The following is a 23,777-nucleotide window of genomic DNA, read 5'->3' on the forward strand; positions in this document are numbered from 1 at the left end:
ATTCCTGATTTCGCTTCCGCTTCCGGTCTTCCGTTCGTTCCGGCGTCGATGCCGGGCTGTCGGGTGACCTGGATCCAGTCCACAAGGATGTGCGCATGACCGCTCCCATCGAGCGCCACCACCGCTTCAGACAGGCTCGCCCGGACGATGTGTCCGCGATGTTCGCGTTGGCCAAGGTCGCCGACGAGAACGGTCGTCTCAGCCAGGCCGAGATCCGCCGTTGCCTGAAGGAGCACGCCGAGGGGCAATGGGTGCTCGAAGGCGAGGGCGGGATCGTTGCGGCGATCTTCAGCCAGCGCGTGGCCGGGCTGGATGCGCTCGATGGCGCGCAGACGCGTGCGCTGGCATCGCTGCACGATGCCGGCGGGGCGGTCGTGCTGATCCTCGCGTGGGCGGTCGATCCGGCCGCAGCGCCGTCGGTCCGCCATGCGCTGCTCGAACAGGCGCTGGCCGCGTATCGCGCCGCGCCGGGCGTCGAGCGCATCGTCGCCGTCGCTGCCTGCGAGGGACTCGCGCTGCCGGGCGACGACGCGCCGGAGGATGCAGCGCTGCACGCCGATCTCGGCAGGATGCTCGGACTGGAAGGCACGCAGGGCGTGCGCATCCTGCGTCGCATGGTCGGCTATCGCGCGAAGACCGCCAGCCACCAGGGCACCGGTCTGCTGATCGACTGCACGCACGCCGACCAGCCCGTTGCCGCCGCCGGCCCGCATCTGTTCGTGCTGTCCGCCGCCAACGTCGAACGCCTGCGCGCCTATGCCGAAAAGGTGCTGGGCTGGCTCGATCGCGGGCTGCCCGAAGACGCCTTCCGCGACGCGATCTACACCTGGCAGATCGGTCGCACCGCGATGAAGCAGCGCCTCGCGCTCGAAGTCGTCGACAAGGACGACCTGCGCGAACGCCTGCAGCAGTGGCTGGCGGGCACGCCCGTGCTGCCCGGCACGTGGTCCACCGAAACGTTTGCAGCGGCTTCCGGAGAGCCAGCTCCGTCCACCGGCACGGCGGCGCTGGCCGCGACCTGGACCGGTGGCGGCGACGTCGACTGGAAATCCCTGTACGCGGCCGATGTCCGTCGTCCGCGCCGCATCGGATTGCCGACCTATCCGTTCGCGCCGGTGCGGCACTGGTTCGTGGCCGATGCGGACGTCGCGCCGTCGGTGTCGACGCCGGCGGTGCCGGCAACCGCCGAATCCGACGTCACGCGGCCCACGACGCTGCGCCTGGTCCCGGTGTGGGAATCGCATCCGCTCGAAGCGGGCGCTGCTGCGGCGTCCAGCGACGTGCCGGCCCGCCATGTGGTGCTGGTGTGCGGTTTCGCCCAGATCGACCACGAAGCGCTGGAACAGGCGCTGCCCGGCGCCGAATGCCGGCGGCTGCCGACGCCCGTCGCCGACGACGGGCGCGCCTACGTTGACATGGTCCAGGCCGCGCTCGAGGCCGTGCGCGAATCCTGCGCCGACCGCCGCGACGGCTGGGTGCTGATCCAGGTGCTGGTCGAAGACGAGATGGAAGCGTGGGTGGTCGGCGGTCTTGCCGGCCTGCTGCGCACCGCCGCGGAGGAATACACCGACTGCATCGGCCAACTGATCTTCTCGAACGCCGACACGGTGCCCGCGCTCGCACGCCAGTTGGCCGACGAGACCCGCCACGGCAACATCGAGGTCGTGCGCTACTGCGACGGGCGGCGCCAGCGCCGTCACTGGCAGTCCGACGCCGCGACACCGAATCCCCAGCCGGTGCTGCGCAAGGGCGGCGTGTATTGCGTGACCGGCGGCATGGGCGGCCTCGGCGTGCTGGTGGCCGCGGACCTGCTGCGTCGCGGGCAGGGCGTCAAGGTCGTGCTCATCGGCCGCCGTGCGCTGGCCGGCGAGGCGCAGGCGCAGTTCGAGTCCCTGCAGACGCTGGCCGCCACGCGGCCGGGCGCCGCGATCGAATACCGCTCCGTCGACATCGCCGATTCGCGCGCGGTGTGGGGGCTGGTCGCCGAGATCGTCCGCGTGCACGGGCACCTGCACGGCATCGTGCATGCGGCCGGCGTGCTCCGCGACGGGCGCATCTCCGGCAAGACCCTGGACGACGTCCGCGACGTGATGGCGCCGAAGGTGCTCGGCACGATCAACCTCGACGAGGCTACGCGCAGCCAGGCGCTCGATTTCTTCGTCCTGTTCGCGTCGTTCGCCGGCGTGTTCGGCAATGCCGGCCAGGCCGACTACGCCGCCGCGAACGGCTTCCAGGACTGGTTCGCGCTGGCGCGCAATCGCCGCGTCGCCGCCGGCCAGGCGCACGGGCGCACGCTCGCCATCGACTGGCCGCTCTGGCAGGACGGCGGCATGCGCATCCAGGCCGAGAAGGAGGAATCCATCCTCCGCACCACCGGCCTGGTGCCGTTGCGCACCGCGACCGGACTCGACGCGCTGTTCGACAGCCTGGCGTCGAGCGCCGACCAGTGCCTCGTGCTGGAAGGCAATGCCGAACGCATGCAGGCGTGGCTGGCGCAGTCGCTGCATCCGGTCCGCCATCGGCCGACGCGCGTGCTTGATCCCGCCGCCGCGGGCGCGCTGCGCGAGGCCACCCAGCGCCAGCTGGTGCGCCTGTTCGCCGAGGCCACGGAACGCAGCGCCGACCAGATCGACCCGTTCGATCCGATGGAGAACTACGGCCTCGACTCGATCATCGTCAACAAGCTCAACGCGTCGCTCACCGACGTGTTCCCGGGCCTGTCGAAGACGGTGTTCTTCGAGTTCCGCACGCTCGCCGCGCTGTCCGAACACCTGCTGTCGCGGCAGAGCGACGCGTGCCGCGCATGGACGTCGTCGCCGGGCACGGCCGATCCCGCCGATGCCTTGGCCGAGCAGCCGACGGTTACCATCCCGCTGGTCCCGGTCGCGATGCAGGCGCCGGTGGCGAGCGTCGCCGCCGCGAAGCCGGTGGCCGCACCGCGCGCCGATCGCGAGCCGATCGCGATCGTCGGTGTCAGCGGCATGTACCCGAAGGCCCCCGATCTCGACGCCTACTGGCGCAACCTCTGCGCGGGCCGTGACTGCATCGGCGAGATCCCGGCGGAGCGCTGGTCGCTCGACGGCTTCTTCGAGCCCGAGCCCGAACGCGCGATCGAACAGGGCAAGAGCTACAGCCGCTGGGGCGGATTCCTCGACCACTTCGCCGAATTCGACTCGCTGTTCTTCAACATCTCGCCCCGCGAGGCGATGAACCTCGATCCGCAGGAGCGGCTGTTCCTGCAGGAATGCTGGCGCACGCTGGAATCCGCCGGCTATACCCGCGAAGACCTCAAGACCCGCTTCGGCGGGCGTGTCGGCGTGTTCGCCGGCATCACCAAGGCGGGTTACCAGCTGTACGCGATGCATCCGACCCGCGACGGCGAACCGTTCCTGCCCTACACCTCGTTCAGTTCGGCCGCGAACCGGGTGTCGTATTACCTCGACATCTCCGGCCCGAGCATGCCGGTCGACACCATGTGCTCGTCGTCGCTGACCGCGATCCACGAGGCCTGCGAGCACCTCCTGCGCGATGAATGCACGCTGGCGTTCGCCGGCGGCGTGAACCTCTACCTGCATCCGATCACCTACACCTGGCTGTGCTCGCACAACATGCTGTCGAGCGACGGTCGCTGCCGCAGTTTCGGTGCAGGCGGCGATGGCTACGTGCCGGGCGAGGGCGTGGGCGCCGTGCTGCTCAAGCGCCTCTCCGATGCCGAGCGCGACGGCGATCCGATCCATGGCGTCATCCTCGCCACGCAGGTCAACCACGGCGGGCGCACGCACGGCTACACCGTGCCCAATCCCAACGCGCAGGCCGCATTGATCCGCGGCGCGATCCAGGCCGCGGGCATCGACCCGCGCGCGATCAGCTACATCGAGACCCACGGCACCGGCACCGAGCTGGGCGATCCCATCGAGATCACCGGCCTGCAGCAGGCTTTCGACATCCCGCCGGGTGACGACTACCGCTGCCGCATCGGTGCGGTGAAGTCGAACATCGGCCATCTCGAATCCGCGTCCGGCATCGCCGGGCTCACCAAGGTGCTGCTGCAGATGCGCCACGGCCAGCTGGCGCCCAGCTTGCTGCATGCCGACACGCTCAATCCGAACATCGACTGGGCGCGCAGTCCGTTCGTGGTCAACACGCAGCTGGAACCGTGGCATGCCGGCGGTCGTCCGCGCATCGCCGGCGTGTCGTCGTTCGGTGCCTCGGGCGCCAACGCCCACGTGCTGGTGCAGGAGTACCACGGCCGCGTGCCGGTGCCGCAGCCGGCGAAGCGCACGGAACCGGTGCTGGTGCCGTTGTCGGCGAAGACCGCCGCGCAGCTGGCGCAGCGCGCCCGCGATCTGGTCGCCTTCATCCGCGACGCAGCGACGCCGCCGGATCTCGAGGCGCTGGCCTACACGCTGCAGGTCGGCCGCGAGCCGATGGAGGAGCGTTTCTGCTGCCTCGTGCGTTCGCTCGACGAACTGGTCGACGTGCTGCAGGCGTTCGTCGATGGCCGCAGCGCCGGCGAGCACGTCCATGTCGGGCAGGTCGCCGCACACCGCGACGCGATGCGCGTGTTCACGCGCGACGACGATTTCCGCGAGACCGTGCAGCGCTGGACCGCGCGCCGCAAGCTCGATCGCCTGGCCGAGATGTGGTCGCGCGGCCTCGACATCGACTGGCACGGCATGTACGGCGCCGATCGTCCGGTGCGCCTGGCGCTGCCGACCTATCCGTTCGCCCGCGATCGCCTGTGGGTCGACACCCGCGTGCTGGCCGCTCCGCGCGCCGGCGCGTCGGCGGGCGTGCTGCATCCGCTGCTGCATCGCAACGTCTCCGACTTCCATCGCCAGGCCTACGCCAGCGTGCTCGACGGCTCGGAGCCGTGGCTGCGCGACCACGTGGTGGGGGGCGAACGCATCCTGCCCGGCGTCGCGTACCTCGAAATGGTCCGCGCCGCGATGGCGCGTGCGCTGCCCGGCGACGACGTCGGCCGCGTGCTGGAGCTGCGCAATACCGTGTGGGCGCAGCCGCTGGTGGTGGCCGCGCCGCGTCCGGTGGAGATCGTGCTGGAACCGCAGGCCGAGTCCGACCGCATCGCGTTCGCGATCGCCAGCAGCGACATGCCCGCACAGGGCGAGGCATGCGTCGATCTCGACGCGCGCCTGCTGCATTGCCAGGGCGAGGCCGCCTTCGTGCAGGTCGCCGCCGAAACGCTCGTCGATCTCGTCCGCCTCGAAGCGCGGATGGACCGTGCCGCGATGGACGGGGATGCGATCTACCGGCTGTTCGACAGTGCCGGCGTGAAGTTCGGCCCGTCGCACCGCGGCGTGCAGCGCGTGGCCGTCGGTGCGGGCGAAGTGCTGGCGCGCCTGCGCCTGCCCGACGCCGTATCGCCGGCCGATCCGGCCTACGTGCTGCATCCGAGTCTGATGGACAGCGCCCTGCAAGCCTGCGGTTGCCTGGCCGCATCGGCCCTCGGCGCCGGATCGGACATCGCCGGCACGCCGCTGCTGCCGTTCGCGCTGGACGAGCTGCGCGTGCTGGCGCCGTGCGACGCCGAGATGGCGGCGTGGGTGCGCCTGGCTTCCGGTGGCGACACGCCCGGCGCGACGCTGGTGTTCGACATCGATGTGCTCGATGCGCACGGGCGTCCCTGCGTGCAGATGCGCGGGTTCTCGGCGCGTGCGGCGGGCGGCGCGGCCACGGCACGCGCGCAGACGCATGCGCTGGTGCCGGTGTGGAACCGCGTCGAGCCGGCGCGGGGCGAACTGCCGGCGCCGCAGCGCCTGGCGGTCGTCGGCAATGCCGCGGCAGTGGCCTGGGTGCGACGGACGTTCCCGGAGGCGATCGCGCTCGACGTCGCGTCCGCCGATGCGCGCGCCGTGCTGGCCGAACGCCTGCGCAGCGACGTCGACCACGTGCTGTGGGTCGCGCCGGATGCCTTCGACGCCGAACCGTCGAACACGGTCGACGCCGCTGCCGCGCTGGCGAGCCTGCAGGAGGTGTTCGGGCTGGTGAAGGCCGCGCTGCACCTGCATCGCGTGCCGCGCTGGACCTTCGTCACCCGGCAGACGCAGGCCGCGTTCCCGGGCGATCGGGTCGCGCCGCAGCAGGCGGGCATCGCCGGCTTCGTCGGCAGCCTGAGCCGCGAATACCCCGAGTGGGACATCCGTCTGATCGATGTCGCCTCGCTCGACGCGCTCACCGCGCGCGATTGCGTCGGTCTTGCCGGCGAAACGCCGGCGACGGCGCTGGTGCATCGCGATGGCGAGTGGTTCCGTCGCGGGCTCGCCACGCTGACGGCGATGCCGGCCGCGCCCGCGGGATATCGCGAGGGCGGCACCTACGTCGTGGTGGGCGGTGCCGGTGGCATCGGCGAGGCCTGGAGCCGCGAGATGATCGAGCGTTACGACGCGCGCATCATCTGGATCGGCCGGCGTCCGCTGAACGACGAAATCGCGGCGAAGATCGCCGCGCTCGGCCGCCACGGCCACGCGCCGGAATACATCTCGGCCGATGCGACCGATCCCGACGCCCTGCGCAGGGCCGCGGAGCGCATCCGGGTCACGCATCCCGCCATCCATGGCGTCGTGCATTCGGCGATCGACCTGCGCGACCAGAGCCTCGCGCAGATGGATGCCGCGGAGCTGGAGCGTGCGGTCGCAGCGAAGATGGCGGTCGCGATCCATCTCGACGACGTCTTCGGCGCGCAGGACCTGGACTTCGTCCTGTTCTTCTCGTCGATGATCTCGTTCACCACCGGCGCCGGGCAGGCGAACTACTCCGCCGGCAGCACGTTCGCCGATGGTTTCGCGCTGGCGCTGGCGCAGCGCCGTCCGTATCCGGTGAAGATCATGAACTGGGGCTACTGGGGCGGGGTGGGCGTGGTCGCCGATCCCTTCCACCAGGAACGCATGCGCCAGATGGGCATCGGCTCGATCGAGGCGCCGGAAGCGATGGCGGCGCTGCAGACGCTGGTCGACACCCCCGGGCTGTCGCAGATGGCGGTGCTCAAGACGCTGCAGCCGCAGGCGTTGTCGGCCTTCGTGCAGCCCGAGCGCGTCGGCGGTCGTCCGCGTCTCGCGGCGTCCGGGCTGCCGAACGCCGTCGACGCCGCACGCGCCGCGCTCGCCGTGCCGAGCGAAGCCGCGCTGCGCCACGACCTTCCGGGCGACGAGGTCGACGCGCTGTCGACCGAGCTGCTGGTCTCGGCGCTCGCCGGGCTCGGCATCACGGGCAGCGACACCTTCGAACAGGCGGTCGCGCGCGTGCATCCCGCGCATGCGCGCTGGCTGGAGACCAGTCTCGGCATCGCGCGCACGCACGCCGGGGCGGTGCGCACCTGGGATGCCCTGTGGGCCGCATGGGATGCCCGCCGCGAGGCCTGGCTGGAGAATCCGCGCCGTCGCGCCCAGGTCCTGCTGCTGGAATCCTGCCTGCGCGCACTGCCGGAGATCCTCTCCGGCAAGCGTGCCGCGACCGACGTGATCTTCCCGAACGCGTCGATGGAGCATGTGCAGGGCGTGTACCAGGGACATGCGCTGGCCGATTTCTGCAACGATGCCGTCGGCGAGATGCTCGTCGCCTGGCTGCGCGCGCTGCCTGCCGACGCGAAGATCCGCATCCTCGAGATCGGCGCCGGTACCGGCGGCACCACGCGCAACCTGCTGCCGCGGCTCGCGCCGTTCGGCGAACGCGTGGCCGAATACTGCTACACCGATCTGTCCAAGGCGTTCCTGATCCACGCCGAAACCCAGTTCCGCGCGCTGTGTCCCGCGCTGAACCCGAAGATCTTCGACGTCTCGCGCGCGCCTTCGGAGCAGGGCATCGAGGCCGGTCGCTACGACGTGGTCATCGCCACCAACGTGCTGCACGCGACGCCGGACATCCGGCGCACCTTGCGCCACGCCAAGGCCGTGCTGCGACCGGGCGGCATCGTGCTGATCAACGAGATGACCGGCTGGTCGCTCGCGCGACACCTCATCTTCGGCCTGCTCGAAGGCTGGTGGCTGTACGAGGATGAAGCGCTGCGCGAACCGGGCAGCCCGGGGCTGGCGATCGACACCTGGCGCCGCCTGCTGGCGCGCGAAGGCTTCGACGACGTCTCGCTGGTGGTGCCGGAAGCGCATGCCTTCGGCCAGCTCGTCGTCACCGCCGCGAGCGACGGCTTCTGGCGCCAGCGGGTGTCGTCCACGCCGGTGACCGCGCCTGCCGCGGCCCCCGTCGCCGCGACGGCACCGCAGCCCCGAGTCGCAGCGGTGGCGGCGCCCATGGCGGTGCAACCCGGTGAAGCCTCGCTTCACGACCGCTGCACCGCGTATCTCAAGCGTGCCGTGGCCGGCGTGCTCAAGCTCGATGAATCGCGCGTCGGCCTGACCCAGCCGCTCGCCGATTACGGGCTGGATTCGATCCTCGTGATCGGCCTGACCGGCCAGTTGCGCAAGGCGTTCCCGGCGATCGGCAGCACGCTGTTCTTCGAGGCGCGCAACCTCAACGAACTCGCCGACACGCTGCTGCGCAGCTATCCGGAGCAGGCCAAGCGCCTGTTCGGCGGCGACACGGCCGGGCAGACGACCGCGCCCGTCGCGCCTGCTGCCCCGCGCCCGGTCGCCACGGCGCAGACCGGTGGGGCGTCGCTGCACGACCGCTGCACCGCGTACCTCAAGCGGGCAGTGGCGGGCGTGCTCAAGCTCGATGAATCGCGCGTCGGCCTGACCCAGCCGCTCGCCGACTACGGACTGGATTCGATCCTCGTGATCGGCCTGACCGGCCAGTTGCGCAAGGCGTTCCCGGCGATCGGCAGCACGCTGTTCTTCGAGGCGCGCAACCTCAACGACCTCGCCGACACGCTGCTGCGCAGTTATCCGGAGCAGGCGCAGCGCCTGTTCGGCGACGACGCGGCCGCACAGGGCGTCGTGCCCGCCGCGGCGACGACGACGGTCCCGACGCCATCGCGTGCGCTGCGCCTGTCGTCGCCGACGGCTTCGGCGGCCATCGCGCCGGTGGCGATCGACGCCGCACCTGCGGCGGAAGCCCGCCTGCCTTCCGACGTCGCGCCGTTCGACGTGGCCATCATCGGCCTGAGCGGCCGCTATCCGATGGCGAACGACATGGAGACCTTCTGGGACAACCTCGCGCAGGGTCGCCATTGCGTCAGCGAAGTGCCGGCGGACCGCTGGAACTGGCGCGACTTCGACAGCGACGATGCCGATGCGCCGGGTGCGATCTACACCCGCTGGGGTGGTTTCCTCGATCGCATCGACCAGTTCGATCCGCTGTTCTTCCGCATTTCGCCGAAGGACGCCAAGGCCATCGATCCGCAGGAGCGCCTGTTCCTGCAGGCCGTCTATCACGCGATCGAGGATGCCGGTTACCGGCCCGACGCGCTGGCGCGACCGGAGAAGGTCGGCGTGTTCGTGGGCGTGATGAATGCCCGCTACACCGCGCAGCCGCTGCATTACTCGATCGCCAACCGCGTGTCGTTCGCGCTCGACTTCCAGGGGCCGTCGGTCGCCGTCGACACGGCGTGCTCGTCGTCGCTCACCGCGATCCACTTCGCGCTGGAAAGCCTCTACGGCGGCCAGAGCGACTGCGCGATCGCCGGCGGCGTGAACCTGATCATCGATGCCGGCCATTACCGGGAACTCACCGCGGTCGGCATGCTGTCGCACGGCGATCGTTGCCGTGCGTTCGGCGCCGGTGCCGACGGTTTCATCGATGCCGAGGGCGTGGGCGCGGTGGTGCTGAAGCCGCTGGCCCAGGCCGAACGCGACGGCGACCTGATCCACGGCGTCATCAAGGCCAGCGCGATCAATGCCGGCGGCCGCACGCACGGCTACACGGTGCCGAACCCGGTGGCCCAGGCCGCCGTGGTGTCCGAGGCCCTGCGCCGGGCGCGCGTCTCCGCGGCCGACATCAGCTGCATCGAGGCGCACGGCACCGGCACGTCGCTGGGCGATCCGATCGAAGTCGCCGGTCTGCGCCGTGCCTTCGAAGCGGACACGATGGAACGCGGCTTCTGCGCGATCGGTTCGCTGAAGTCGAACTTCGGCCATTGCGAGTCCGCCGCGGGCATCGCCGCGCTGACCAAGGTGCTGCTGCAGTTGCGGCATGGGCAACTGGTGCCGAGCCTCAATGCAGACGAGGTGAATCCGGAGATCGACTTCGCGCAGACGCCGTTCCGCCTGCAGCGCACGCTGCAGCCGTGGACACGCCTGCGCCGCGAGATCGATGGCCAGGTCCGCGAAGTTCCGCGCATGGCGGGCATCTCGTCCTTCGGCGCCGGTGGCGCGAACGCGCACCTGATCGTGCAGGAATACGTGCCGTCGCCGGCGCGTCGTCCTGCCGCGGCCGGCACGGGCCCTGGTCCGGTCGTGGTCCCGCTGTCGGCGCGCACGGCGGACCAGCTCGTGCAGAAGGCGCGCGACCTGCTCGCCTTCCTCGAACGTGCCGTGCAGCGTGGCGAAGTGGTGTCGCTGGCGTCGCTGGCGCATACCGCGCAGACGGGACGCGAGGAACGCGACGAGCGCCTGGCCATCGTCGCCGATTCGATCGATGCGCTGGTCGTGGCCCTGCGCCGCGCCGCTGCGGGGGAAACGGGCGATGGCCTGCATCGCGGTCGCGCGGGTCGTGACGTCGCGGTGCCGGCCGATGTGCCCGTCGACGGCGACGCGACGTCGATCGCGCGCGCCTGGGTGTCGGGGCAGGTCGTCGACTGGACGCGCACGCAGGCGGACGGCGCCCCCGAGCGCATGCGCCTGCCGGGTTATCCGTTCGCGCAGGATGCCTACTGGCAGCCGGTGGCGCGCGTGCAGGTGGCGCCCGTCTCGCCGGCCGCTGCGGCGCCGGCGAAGCCCGCGCGCCTGCATCCTCTGCTGCATCGCAACGCGTCGTCGTTGGCCGGCGCCGCCTACGAGGCGTCGTTCGATGCCTCGGATACGCTGGTCACCGCGCATCGTCTCGATGCGGGTCGCTTCCATGGCCTGACCGTACCCGCCGCGGTGCATCTGGGCATGGTGCGGGCTGCCATCGCCGATGCCGTGCACGGTGATGCGTCCGCGACGGCGGCATTCGAACTGGTCGAAACGACCTGGGCCGCGCCGGATGTCTTCGACGCGGCGTTGACGCTCCGCGTGGCGCTTTTGCCGCGCGCGAACGGCGCGATCGGCTACGAAATCGGCCGGCCGTCGAAGGACGGGCAGGGCGCCGTGCTCTGCCAGGGCCTCGCCAGACCGCTGCGGGGCGACACCGCGCCGCCGCGCATCGACCTTGGAGCCGTGAGCGCACGGCTCCCCGCCGCCCGGTGGGATGCGGATGCGTTCTATCGTGCGCGTGGCGAAGCCGGCCTGTCGTATGGCCCGGCGTATCGCAGCCTGGTCGATGTCCGCAGCAGCGCGAGCGAAGTGCTGGCCGAGTTGTGCCTGCCCGCCGGTGATGCGATGCCGGGACTGCACCCGGTGCTGCTGGACGGCGCCATGCAGGCCGCGTCGCTGCTCTTGCCCGTGGCGCTGCCGCCGTCGCTGCCGTGGCGTCTGGCGTCGATGCAATCGTTCCGCGATTGCCCCGCGCGCGTTCATGCGTGGGTGCGGCGCGCGCCGGCCGGTGCGATGCAGGGGCTCGACATCGACCTGTGCGATGCCGATGGCCGGATCTGCGTGCAGTTGCGCGGTCTGAACCATGGCACGATCGAACTGGACGATGCGACGCAGGCGCCGGTGCAGGCATTGACTGCGGAGGCACCCACGGTGCCGGCCGCGGCGATCGTCCACTCGCCGGCACCCGTGGTGCCGGTGCAGGCAGCGTCGGTGGGGAAGGCCGACGCGGCCAGGGCAGCGGGTACCGTCCGCCTGGCGATGCCGGAGCACGTCGAGGCGCCGGTGGTGCAGGAAGCGTCGACGCGGAAAGCGCCGACGATCACCCTCGCGCCGGCCGACGCGGAGCCGTCGCCGACACCGGCGGGCGGGCGGAAGGTGATGCTGGCCTCGCCGGATGCGGTGGGCGTCGGCGAAGCTGCCGTCGCCAGGCCGCCGCGCGTCGTGCTGTCGCTCGATCCTTGAAAAAAACCTGACATCCCTCCGGCGAAGGGGCGCCGGACGGGGCACCCGCGCATCGCTGCGTGGACCGATCACAACATGGACTTCGGATGCTCATGATGAGCCCTTCACCAACGAAGAAACGTAGCGACACCGTTCTGATTTCCGTCCTGCTGTTGTTGAACGCCGTGCCGATGGCCGCCGGCATTGCCCGCCTGTCCGGCCTGGACATGCCGACGCCCGAGAACGCGCGGTACGTGGCATCGCCGGCGTCGACCTACATGCACATCGTCGGGTCGAGCCTCTTCGGGCTGGTCGGCATCGGGCAGTTCCTCGACGGGTTCCGCCGGAAGCATCCGGTCTGGCACCGGCGCGCGGGGTGGATGCTGTTCCTCAGCGGCATGGCGGCGGGGTTGTCGGGGCTGTGGATGACCTGCTTCTTCCCGAGGGTGAAGGGCGACAGCGACTTGCTGGACGGTCTCCGCCTGGTGTTCGGCGGGCTGATGGTGGTGTCGCTGCTGATGGGGCTGTATCGCGCCCGGAAGCGCGAATTCATGAAGCATCGGGCCTGGATGATCCGCGGCTATGCGATCGGCATGGGCGCAGGCACGCAGGTCGTCGTGTTCATTCCGTGGGTGCTGATCGTCTCGCTCCCCGGGGAGATGGCCCGTGCACTCCTGCTGGGGGCAGGGTGGGCGATCAACCTGATGCTCGCGGAGTGGTGGATTTCCCGGCAGGGGCGCCGGAAGACAGTACAGGTGGCGGCTGCGTGAGCGGGGAGGCGGCCGCGCGATCCGGATCGCGTACCGGATCGTGTCCGATCCCGGCAGGGCGCCGGGGCGGTGCCGCCGCGAAGTCGTAGCCGAAGGGGGGCGCTGACGCGCCGCGAGTCAGTCATTCAACAGGAAGGAAGCAATGGTCAAGCCAGCTACTCCGGAGAAATACCACGCGCTATACGGGAAGAAGGTCTCCCGTCTGGTGTATCGGAGCGACGATTTCCTCGATTACGTGATCATGTCCGTGCTGGTCGTGGGCATCGCCGCGTTCGTGTTCGGTCCGACGCATCCGATGACGTACGTCGTCGCCGCGCTCAACGTGTGGATGATGGGTGCGTTCACCCTGCGCCACGGCGTGAAGCTGCGCCTGCCGACGGTGCTGCAGCGCCCGCAGGACGTGCTGTACATGTTCGTGTACAAGGTCCAGAACATGCGGTTGACGTACTTCGTCGCCGCGGCCCTGATCGCGATCGAGAACGTCGCGATCTGGATGACCCCGGACTGGCCGCACCACACCGAACTGATGCGCAAGATCGCGCTCGGCCTGTTCTACACCCACCTGGCGGTGCTGACCGTCTACCGCACCGCGATCCTGATCGCCCACCTGCGCGCCGGCGCGCACGTCAAGGCGTTCCTGATGGAAACCGCGTGGAAGGCCGCGCTGCGCCGCCAGCCCAGCATCGCGATCGAATTGATCCATGCGTACTTCACCGGGCTGCTGACCCACATCATGCTGCTGGCGCCGTGGTACTTCGCGATCACGCACTTCCAGTACTCGGTGCTGTTCGTGCCGCTGACCGTGCCGCTGGGCATGTTCATCCACTCGCGCTTCCTGCGCGTGGTGAACCAGTGGTTCTACCGCGACCACTGGCTCGCGCACCACTCCGAGTTCGAGTTCCTCTACCTGCATGGCCCGCACCACGATGCGATCCCCAGCGGCGTGATCGGCGTGTCGGGCAACGGCGTGCTGGAAGGCGTGCTGCGCCACACGATGGGCGGCCCGGGCATCTTCTACAACCCGGTGGTGGACTTCCTGATCCACAGCCTCGACGTCAAGGTCGACATCGACGGGCACCAGTACATCCCCGGCGTTTACCCGCACGTGCCCAAGAGCATCCAGTTGATCAACCAGCACTCCTCGCATCACTTCGGCATGCTCGAACCCTACGGCCTCGGGCTGAAGTTCGACCAGCCGGGCGTGCCGGAGGACCTGCAGAAGCGCGCCAAGATGTTGACCCCGGAACAGCGCGAATCGGCGGCGCTGGACGAGCAGCTCAACGGCTTCGAGTGGGACAACCCGCGCTACCGGCAGTACCTCGCGCTCTACGACAAGTACGCCACGGTCAAGCCGGCCGAGGCCTACCGCGAGAGCGAAACCGCCGACTCGACCCCGGAATGACCGTCGGCGAACGTTGATCCCCAGCGATACGGAGTGGAGTGGACAGGATGCGAATGGATGCGAGCCGCGAGGACAGCTGCGAGACAGGGACGGCGGCCGTGCGCGTGATCGACCGGGGCGAAGGTCTCTTCGTCCTGCGCGTCGAAGATGCCGTGGGCGGCCAACGCCTGGCGCGGCCGCTGGCGGCTGCGTTGACGGACGCGCTGTCGACGCTGGCGGCGGATCCGGCGCTGCGCGTGCTGGTCGTCGAAGGTCGCGACGACGTGTTCCTGCATGGCGACCGCAACGATCTCGATGCGGCGATGGTGACGGGTCTCTTCGCCGCCCTGCAGGCCATGCCGGTGCCCGTCATCGCGGCCGCACGCGGCAAGGCCACCGGTGCCGGTTTCCTGTTCGCAGCGCTCTGCGATCACCTCGTCTGTGCCCGTGACGCCGACTATGGCTTCGTTTCGCTGCAGGGCGGACTTGCCGCCACGAGCGCCGAGGCCGACCTGTTCGCCGCGCGCTTCGGTGCGGTCGTCGCCCGCGACCTGCTGTACCGCCTGCCGCTCGCCACCGGCGAGGCCCGCGCAGCCCGGGGCTGGACCTGCCCGGTCGAGGACGCCGCCGTCGTCTCCGATCGCGCGTTCGCGCTGGCGCGTGCGCTGCTCGAAAACGCGGGCAACGCGCAGGGCCTGCTGCTCCGCCACGCGCGTGCGCGGCTGTCCGTGCCGCTGGAGACCTGCATCCATGCCATCGGCGCACATGCGCACGTCGTCGATGCCATCGATGCCGGTGCCGGAGAGGCACTGCCCGAGGTCGGCGACCACCTCTTCCTCGACCGCATCGCGCCGGGCGTCCTGCGCGTCCGCATCAGCGAGGCCGCCGACGATGCGCTGGCCGCCGTTGCGGTGCTGGAAACGTTGCTTGCCACGCTGCGCAATGCACCGCACGGCGCGCGCGCACTGGTGCTGAGCAGCGCGCACGCCGATGTGCTGCCGTCGGGCGACTCCGCGCTGGCCGCAACGCATCGGCTGCGTGCGCTCGCGGCGCAGTCGCCGCTGCCGATCGTGATGGCGCTGCCGTCGGCGGCCGGCCTGCGCGGATGGCTGGCAGGACTGTGCGTCGACACGTGCGTGCAGGCGGCTTCGATGGTGCTCGACACGCGCGATCTTGCCGATGCCGGCTGGCTTGCGCTGGCCGCGTCCTGCGTTGACGCCAGGCTCGGGCGCGCCGCTGCTCGCGACATCGTCCTCGCCGGCGGCACGTGGAGCGGCACCGAGCTCGCCCAACGGTTTCCCACGCTCGACGTGGTGTCCGATGCGGATGTCGACGCGCAGTCGCAGGCGCTTGCCGCGGCGTGGGCCGCATCGCCCGCCGGCCTGGTCGTCGATGCGCGCCGGCTTGCGGCGACCGCCGTGGATGCCGACGCTGCCGCAGCCGGCGCCGAAGATGTGCCTGCGACACCGGGCGATCTGGCGATCGCGTCGCCCGTCGTGCAGGCCACGCTCGACGCCGACGGCATCGTCACCGTGCGGATGTGCGATCGCGAGGCGCGCAATCTTTTCTCGCCGGGCATCGTGCAGGGCCTCGACGCGGTCTTCGCGCAGGTCGCGGCGAATCCTGCCTGCCGCGTCGTGGTCCTCGCCGGCTACGACCGCTACTTCTCCACGGGCGGGACGCGCGAGTCGCTGCAGGCGATCCAGTCCGGCAAGGCCAGCTTCACCGACGCCCCGGTCTTCCTCGCCGCGCTGCGTTGCCCGGTGCCGGTGGTCTCCTGCATGCAGGGACATGCGGTCGGCGGCGGCATGACGCTCGGGCTGTTCGCGGACTTCCCGCTGTTCGCGGCGGAAAGCCAGTATCTCAACCCCTACCTGCGCTACGGCTTCACGCCCGGCGGCGGCGCGACCCTGATCGTGCCGGATGCGCTGGGTTCCGATCTCGGCAACGAAGCGCTCGCGACTGCCCGCGAGTACGCCGGCAGCGATCTGCACGCACGCAATCGCGCGCTCGCGGTGGTGCCGCGCGCCGGCATCGATGCCCACGCGCTGGCGCTCGCGCAACGGCTGGCGCGCCATCCGCGGGCGATGCTCGCGGCCTTGAAAGCCGCCCTGAACGCATCCCTGCTGGCACGGATCGACGCCGTGTTCGAGCAGGAAGTCGCGATGCACGCGCAGAGCTTCGTCGGGCAATCCGCGGCGCTCGAACGCATCCACGCGCATTTTGGTCCAGACGTCGACGTCTCGCCGGTCGAGGCGTCGCCATCCACGAACGAGCACGACATGACGCACGCTTCCGCTTCCGACACGACCGCCGCGCCGTCTTCGCGCGACGACCTCATGGGCCTCCTCAGGACGCTGCTCGCGCAGGAACTGCACGTGCAGGAACAGGAGATCGGCGAGGCCGTCCCGTTCGTCGACCTCGGGCTCGATTCGATCACCGGCGTGACCTGGGTGCGGAAGATCAACACCCGCTTCGGCATCGACCTGCCGGCCACGCGCGTGTACAGCCATCCGACGCTGGCGGCGATGACCGACCACGTGCAGGAACTGCTGCCGGCCCGGGCCGTCGCCCCCGCCGTGATTGCCGAGGCTGCGACACCCGTGGCTGCGTCTGCCGGTGCGGTCGTCGCGCCGTCGTCTTCACGCGACGACCTCACCCGCGAGGCCATCACGCGTGACGACCTCATGGGCGTCCTCAGGACGCTGCTCGCGCAGGAACTGCACGTGCAGGAACAGGAGATCGGCGAGGCCGTGCCGTTCGTCGACCTCGGGCTGGATTCGATCACCGGCGTGACCTGGGTGCGCAAGATCAACACCCGCTTCGGCATCGACGTGCCGGCCACGCGCGTGTACAGCCATCCGACGCTGGCGGCGATGACCGGCCACGTGCAGGAACTGCTGCCGGCCCGTGCTGCCACCGCTGCCGTGTCCGTGGCGTCCGCGCCTGTCGCGCCTGCGCCCGCCTCCGTGGCGTCCGCGCCTGCCGTCGAACCCGCTTCCGCCGATGCGAACGCCTGGGGGCGCCTGCTCGAAGCGCGCGGCCAGCTCGCGTCGTGGCGCGACGCATCGGTCGGGGAGGCCGACGCGGTCGCGAACGCGCGTCCGGCGCATGCGCACGAGATCGCGATCGTCGGCATGGCCGGCCAGTTCCCGCAGGCGCGCTCGCTGGAGGCGTACTGGACCAACCTCGCCGAAGGCCGCCTCTGCGTGCAGGAAATCCCGACGGAACGCTGGGACATGACGGCGTACTACCAGCCGGGCGATCCCGCGCCGGGCAAGGCCAACGCCAAGTGGATGGGCTGCCTGGAGGACTACGACCGCTTCGATCCGCTGTTCTTCGACATCTCGCCGAAGGAAGCGATCAGCATGGATCCGCAGCAGCGTCTGTTCCTGCAGACGTGCTGGCACGCGATCGAACATGCCGGCTACAACCCGCGCGCGCTGTCGGGCACCCGCTGCGGCGTGTTCGTGGGCTGCGGCCCGGGCGACTACCACCTGCTGTCCAGCGACCTGCAGAACAGCGCGCTGGGATTCACCGGCAACGACACGTCCATCCTCGCCGCGCGGGCCTCGTACTTCCTCAACCTGCAGGGGCCGTGCCTGTCGGTGGAAACGGCGTGCTCCTCGTCGCTGGTCGCGCTGGCGACCGCCTGCGACAACCTCGTCAACGACACCTGCGACGCCGCGATCGTGGGCGGCGTGTGCGTGATCGCCACGCCGCACCTGCTGGTGAAGATGGCGCAGACGGGCATGCTGTCGCCCGACGGCCGTTGCTTCACCTTCGACCAGCGCGCGAACGGCTTCGTCCCGGGCGAGGCGGTGGGTGCGGTGCTGCTGAAGCGTCTCGCCGACGCCGAGCGCGACGGCGACACCATCCTCGGCGTGGTCCGTGGCTGGGGCATCAACCAGGACGGCAAGACCAACGGCATCACCGCGCCGAACCCCGATGCGCAGACGCGCCTCCAGCAGGACGTGCACGCGCGCTTCGGCATCGATCCGGCCGGCATCCAGCTGATCGAGGCGCACGGGACCGGCACCAAGCTGGGCGATCCGATCGAAGTCGAAGCGCTGAAGCGCGCCTTCGGCCCGGGCCACGCCGCGAACACCTGCGCCCTGGGCTCGGTGAAGAGCAACGTCGGCCACTGCTTCACCGCCGCGGGCGTGGCCAGCGTCATCAAGGTCGTGCTCTCGCTGCAGCACCGCAAGCTGGTGCCCACGCTGAACTACGCGCAGCTCAACGAACACATCGACCTGCGCAATTCGCCGTTCTACGTGAACGATCGCCTGCGCGACTGGGTCGCGCCCAAGGGCGGCCTGCGCCAGGCCGCGGTCAGCGGTTTCGGTTTCGGCGGTACCAACGCGCACATCGTCATTTCCGAGTACGCCGGCAAGGCGGCCGACACCGCGGCGGCCGAGGCCGAACTGCTGCGTCGCCACGGCAAACTGCCGATCGTGCTGTCGGCCCGCACGCCCGAGCAGCTCGACGAACAGGTGCGGCAGCTGTCCGCCCATCTCGCTTCGCGCCGCGGCGCCGGATTGTCGCTGGCGCAGATCGCCTTCACGCTCCAGCTTGGTCGCGAGGCGATGGAAGAGCGTCTCGGCGTCATGGCCGGCTCCGTCGACGAACTCGCCGATCTGCTGCGCCGCTGCGCCGGGGCAGGCGACGCCAAGGTCGCCGGTGTCTTCCGCGGTCGCCAGCGCGACCATCGCCAGGCCATGGGCTTCCTGCACGGCGACGCCGACATGCGCGACGTCGTGGTCGAGCGCCTGCTGAAGCAGGGCAAGCTTTCGCGCCTGCTCGAACTGTGGACGCAGGGGCTGGGCGTCGACTGGACGCGCCTGTACGGCGACGCACGACCGCAGCGCGTCGGGCTGCCGGGCTATCCGTTCGCGCGGCAGCGCTACTGGATCGCCGCGAACGTCCGGGACGACGCGGCACCGGCGACGGCCCGCCTGCATCCGCTGCTGCATCGCAATGCGTCGACGCTGCGGCAGACGCGCTACGCCTCCGAATTCCGTGGCAACGAGCCATTCCTCGCGCCGATCGACGGCACCGTGAATGCCGCGTTGCCGGCGGCCGCCTGCCTCGAAATGGCACGTGCGGCGCTGTCGCTGGCATGGGACGGCGAATCCGTCGCCGGCTGGCGCCTCACCGACATCGCCTGGGGCGAACCCTACGTGGCGGGCGAGGGCGCCGCGCCGCTGCTGCTCGCGCTGGCGGCCGATGCCGACGACCGTGTCGCGTTCGAGCTGTACAGCCAGGCAGGCGGCGAGGATCGCGTGCATGCGCAGGGCAACGCGCAGGCCGTCGCCGACATCGACACCGAGCTGCTGCTCGCACCGTCGGGCCACCAGGTCGCGATCGAACTGCCCGAGGCCGGACTCGCGAAGAGCGACGTCGTGCTGCATCCATGGCTGATCGACACCGTGCTGCGTGCCGCGGCGGAAGCAGGCGTGGGCCCGACGACCGCAGGCCGTGGCTTCGAGCCGGGCGCGCTGGCATCGCTCTCGGTGTCTGCACCGTGCCGCGGCCGCATGACCGCGTGGGTCGACTGGACGACCGATGCCGAGGGTCAGCCCGGCGTGTCGGTCACGCTGCAGGACGCGCAGGGACGGACCTGCGCGCGCTGGAGCGGCCTGCAGATGGTGTCCGCCGTCGAAGGTGCGACGCTGGACGTGGTGGTGCCGGCGACGACGACCGTCGCCGCGCCGGTCGCTGCCGCGCCGACGCTGGCCGTGGCGCCTGCCGCGCCGCGCCTCACCCGCGGGGAACTGCTGCGCCAGTTGCGCGACAGCCTCGCCAACGCGCTGTACCTCCAGCCGGGCGACATCGCGTCCGACAAGCCGTTCATCGAACTGGGGCTGGATTCGATCGTCGGCGTGGAGTGGATCAACGGTCTGAACAAGGCCTACGGCATCAAGCTGGCCGCGGCGCGCCTGTACGACTATCCGAACTTGGAAGAACTCGCGGGCTACCTCGAAGGCGAACTGGCGAAGCTCGCACCGCCTGCCGCGGCGCCTGTGCCCGCACCGGCTGCGGTGGCCGCGCCTGCTCCGGCCCCCGTCGCGACGCCGGTCGTCGCGCCCGCCGCGCCGCGCCTCACCCGCGGCGAACTGCTGCGCCAGCTGCGCGACAGCCTCGCCAATGCGCTGTACCTCCAGCCGGGCGACATCGCGTCCGACAAGCCGTTCATCGAACTGGGGCTGGATTCGATCGTCGGCGTGGAGTGGATCAACGGCCTGAACAAGGCCTACGGCATCAAGCTCGCCGCGGCGCGCCTGTACGACTATCCGAACCTCGAAGAACTCGCGGGCTACCTCGAAGGCGAACTCGCCAAGCTCGCGCCGCCTGCCGCGACGCCGGCACCCGCGCCCGCACCGGTCGCGATGGCCGCGCCTGCGCCGGCTCCCGTCGCGACGCCGGTCGCCGCGCCCGCCGCGCCGCGCCTCACCCGCAGCGAACTGTTGCGTCAGTTGCGCGACAGCCTCGCCAACGCGCTCTACCTCCAGCCGGGCGACATCGCGTCCGACAAGCCGTTCATCGAGCTGGGGCTGGATTCGATCGTCGGCGTGGAGTGGATCAACTGCCTGAACAAGGCCTACGGCATCAAGCTCGCCGCGGCGCGTCTGTACGACTATCCGAACCTCGAAGAACTCGCGGGCTACCTCGAAGGCGAACTGGCGAAGCTCGCACCGCCTGTCGTGGCACCCGCGCCCGCAGCGGTCGTGGTGTCCGCGCCTGCGGTCGCGTCCGGGCCGGTCGTCTCGAACGTCGTGCGGCTGGCGGCCCGTCGCCGCCTCGCGCGTCGCGCTGCCGCCAGGGCGGTCGCGGCGGAGACGGCCACCACCGCCCCCGCGCAGCTGATGCCGCGCAGTTCGGGCCGCATCGCGATCATCGGCATGTCGGGCCGCTACCCGCAGGCCGGCAACCTCGCCCAGTTCTGGAGCAACCTCGCCGAGGGTCGCAATTCGATCACCGAAGTGCCGCCGTCACGCTGGGACGTCGCGAAGTACTACGACCCGGATCCGCGCAAGGAAGGCAGCATCTACTGCAAGTGGATCGGCATGCTCGACGACATCGAGGCGTTCGATCCGCTGTTCTTCCGCATTTCGCCCGCGGAAGCCAAGAACATGGATCCGCAGCACCGCATGTTCCTGGAAGAGGGCTACCGCGCGTTCGAGCACGCCGGCTACGCGCGCCAGTCGCTGAGCAACAGCAAGTGCGGCGTCTACGTCGGCATCATCGGCATCGAGTACTCGTCGCTGGTGTCGCACTCGGTCGACATCACCGGCACCAATCCGGCGATCGGCGCGGCGCGCATCGCGTACTTCCTCAACCTCAAGGGGCCGGCGATCGCGATCGACACCGCCTGTTCGGCCTCTCTGGTGGCGATGCACCTGGCCTGCCAGGGCCTGGCCTCGCACGAAACGGACATGGCGCTCGCCGGCGGCGTGAGCATCTACCTGCACCCGGACACGTACATGGGCATGTGCAAGGCCGGCATGCTTTCGCCCGACGGGCAGTGCCGCACTTTCGACGACCGCGCCAACGGCTTCGTGCCGGGCGAGGGCGTCGGCGCCGTCGTGCTGAAGCGCCTGGAGGACGCCGAGCGCGACGGCGACGTGATCCACGGCGTGATCATCGCCTCCGGCATCAACCAGGACGGCAAGACCAACGGCATCACCGCGCCCAGCGTCAACAGCCAGATCGAACTGGAGCGCGGGCTGTACGCCGCGAACGGCATCCATCCGGAAAGCATCAGCTACGTCGAGACCCACGGCACCGGTACCAAGCTCGGCGATCCGATCGAGCTGGAAGCGCTGTCCACCGTGTTCCGCGAACAGACGCAGAAGCAGCACTTCTGCGCGCTGGGCTCGGTCAAGAGCAACATCGGCCATGCCTCCGGCGCGGCCGGCGTGGCGAGCGTGCACAAGGTGCTGCTGTGCATGCGCCATCGCACGCTGGTGCCCAGCCTGAACGTGACCAGGGAGAACACGCTGTTCGATCTCGGCGACTCCCCGTTCTACGTCTCGAAGACCACGCAGCCCTGGCAGAGCCCGGACAGCGTGCCGCGCCGGGCCGCGGTGAGTTCGTTCGGCTTCAGCGGCACCAATGCGCACCTCGTGATCGAGGAATACCTGCCGCGGAAGACCACCGCGCCCGCGAAGACCGCCGGACCGTTGCCCTTCGTGCTGTCGGCGCGGACCCCCGACCAGTTGCGTCGCCGCGCCCGCGACCTGCTCGATTTCATCGCGACCGAAAGCCGCCACGGCGCGATCGATCCGGCGTCGATGGCCTTCACGCTGCTGGAAGGCCGAGAAGCGCTCGACGAACGCTTCGTCGTCGTCGCGCGGTCGGTGGACGAGGTGACGTCCGCGCTGAAGGTGTTCCTCGACGGCGACGCCGGCGACGGCAGCTGGTGCGTCGGCAAGGTGCTGCGCGACGAGGACGGCCTGCCGCGCACGTCGACCGCCGCGCGTCCGCTGGGGCATTCCGCCGACGGTGTCGCCGAACTGGCCCGCGCCTGGGTCCGCGGCGAGCCGCTGACGTGGCCGATGCTCAATCTCGGCGCGATGCCGCCGCGCATGGCGCTGCCGACGTACCCGTTCGCCACCAAGCGTTACTGGGTCGATCCGCCGACCGTGGCCCCGGTTGCGCCTGCGCCCGTGTCGCAGGCGCAGGCGCCGGTGTCCGCACCGGCGACCGGCGACGACGACGCAGCGCAACGCGTCGACCTGGCCGCGTTCGTCTCGCTCCGCGCCGGCGACACCGGTCCGGTGCCGGCGGCGGCCTACCTCGAGATCGCGAGGAGCGCCCTGATCGCGGCGACCGGCGGTGCCGGCAAGCCGGTGCTGGACGGACTGGTCTGGGGCATGCCGCTGCTGCCGTCGGCGCAGCGCGACGTCCTCATCACCCTGTTCCGGCAGGGTGGCGAGCACTGGGCCTTCGAGATCCACAGCCGCGCTCGTGCCGATCACGGAGGTGCGGACGAGCAGGTCCACTGCCAGGGCCAGGCGCACTTCGCGCCCGGTCGCCCGATGCCGCACATCGACCTTGCCGCGCTGCGTGCGCGGACGGCGGTGGTCGCGCGTGCGGACGATGAAAGCCGCATCGACACCGTGCTGCGCGGCGATCGCGAACTGCTGGTGCAACTGCGTCCGCAGGCGGGCGGCGCGACCACGCTCGCGCGCACCGACCGCATCGATGCGGTGTTGCGCGCGGCGGCGTGGCTCACCCGCCCCGAAGCCGCGGCGCTCCGCGACTGCGCGATGCCCGATGCGCTGGCCTCCTGCCACGACGGCGTCGAGCGCCCGGCGTCGGCCTGGCAGTGGGCGTGGGTGCGCGTGGCGCCGGAGTCGACCATGCCGACCGGTGCGACCGTCGTCGACATCGACGTGTGCGACGACGCCGGCGACGTCGTGCTGCGGCTGGCGGGCGTGACCCACGACCGTCTCGCATTGGCGCCGACCGCGATGCATGCCCCGCGCGTGGCGCCTTCGCCGGTCGCCCCGGCGCCGGCCGCGTCGCCGGGTGGTGGCCGTCCGCGCATCGCCCTGGCCGAAATGCAATGACGTTGCCATCGCGCATCGGCCGTTA

The 23,777-nt window shown here is 70.6% G+C and carries 4 protein-coding genes; all 4 read left to right on the forward strand.

Features of this window, described 5'->3' with window-relative positions; genetic code table 11:
* The first annotated feature begins 95 nt into the window (after positions 1-95).
* Entirely contained in the window at positions 96-12,047 is an 11,952-nt protein-coding gene (locus tag ACT53R_RS07965; protein WP_476171315.1) for an SDR family NAD(P)-dependent oxidoreductase, read from the forward strand.
* A gap of 95 nt (positions 12,048-12,142) precedes the next feature.
* Positions 12,143-12,796: a DUF2306 domain-containing protein gene (locus ACT53R_RS07970; protein ID WP_476171316.1), complete on the forward strand. Its 654-nt coding sequence runs from the start codon at positions 12,143-12,145 to the stop codon at positions 12,794-12,796.
* A gap of 142 nt (positions 12,797-12,938) precedes the next feature.
* Positions 12,939-14,198, forward strand: coding sequence for a hypothetical protein (locus ACT53R_RS07975; protein ID WP_476171317.1), 1,260 nt, complete (start codon positions 12,939-12,941; stop codon positions 14,196-14,198).
* Positions 14,199-14,251: 53 nt separating this feature from the next.
* The gene (locus ACT53R_RS07980; RefSeq protein ID WP_476171318.1) at positions 14,252-23,752 is read left to right on the forward strand and encodes a beta-ketoacyl synthase N-terminal-like domain-containing protein; all 9,501 of its coding nucleotides are present in this window, start codon (positions 14,252-14,254) and stop codon (positions 23,750-23,752) included.
* The last annotated feature ends 25 nt before the right edge of the window (positions 23,753-23,777 follow it).

The organism is Lysobacter sp. DMC104, assembly GCF_056313665.1.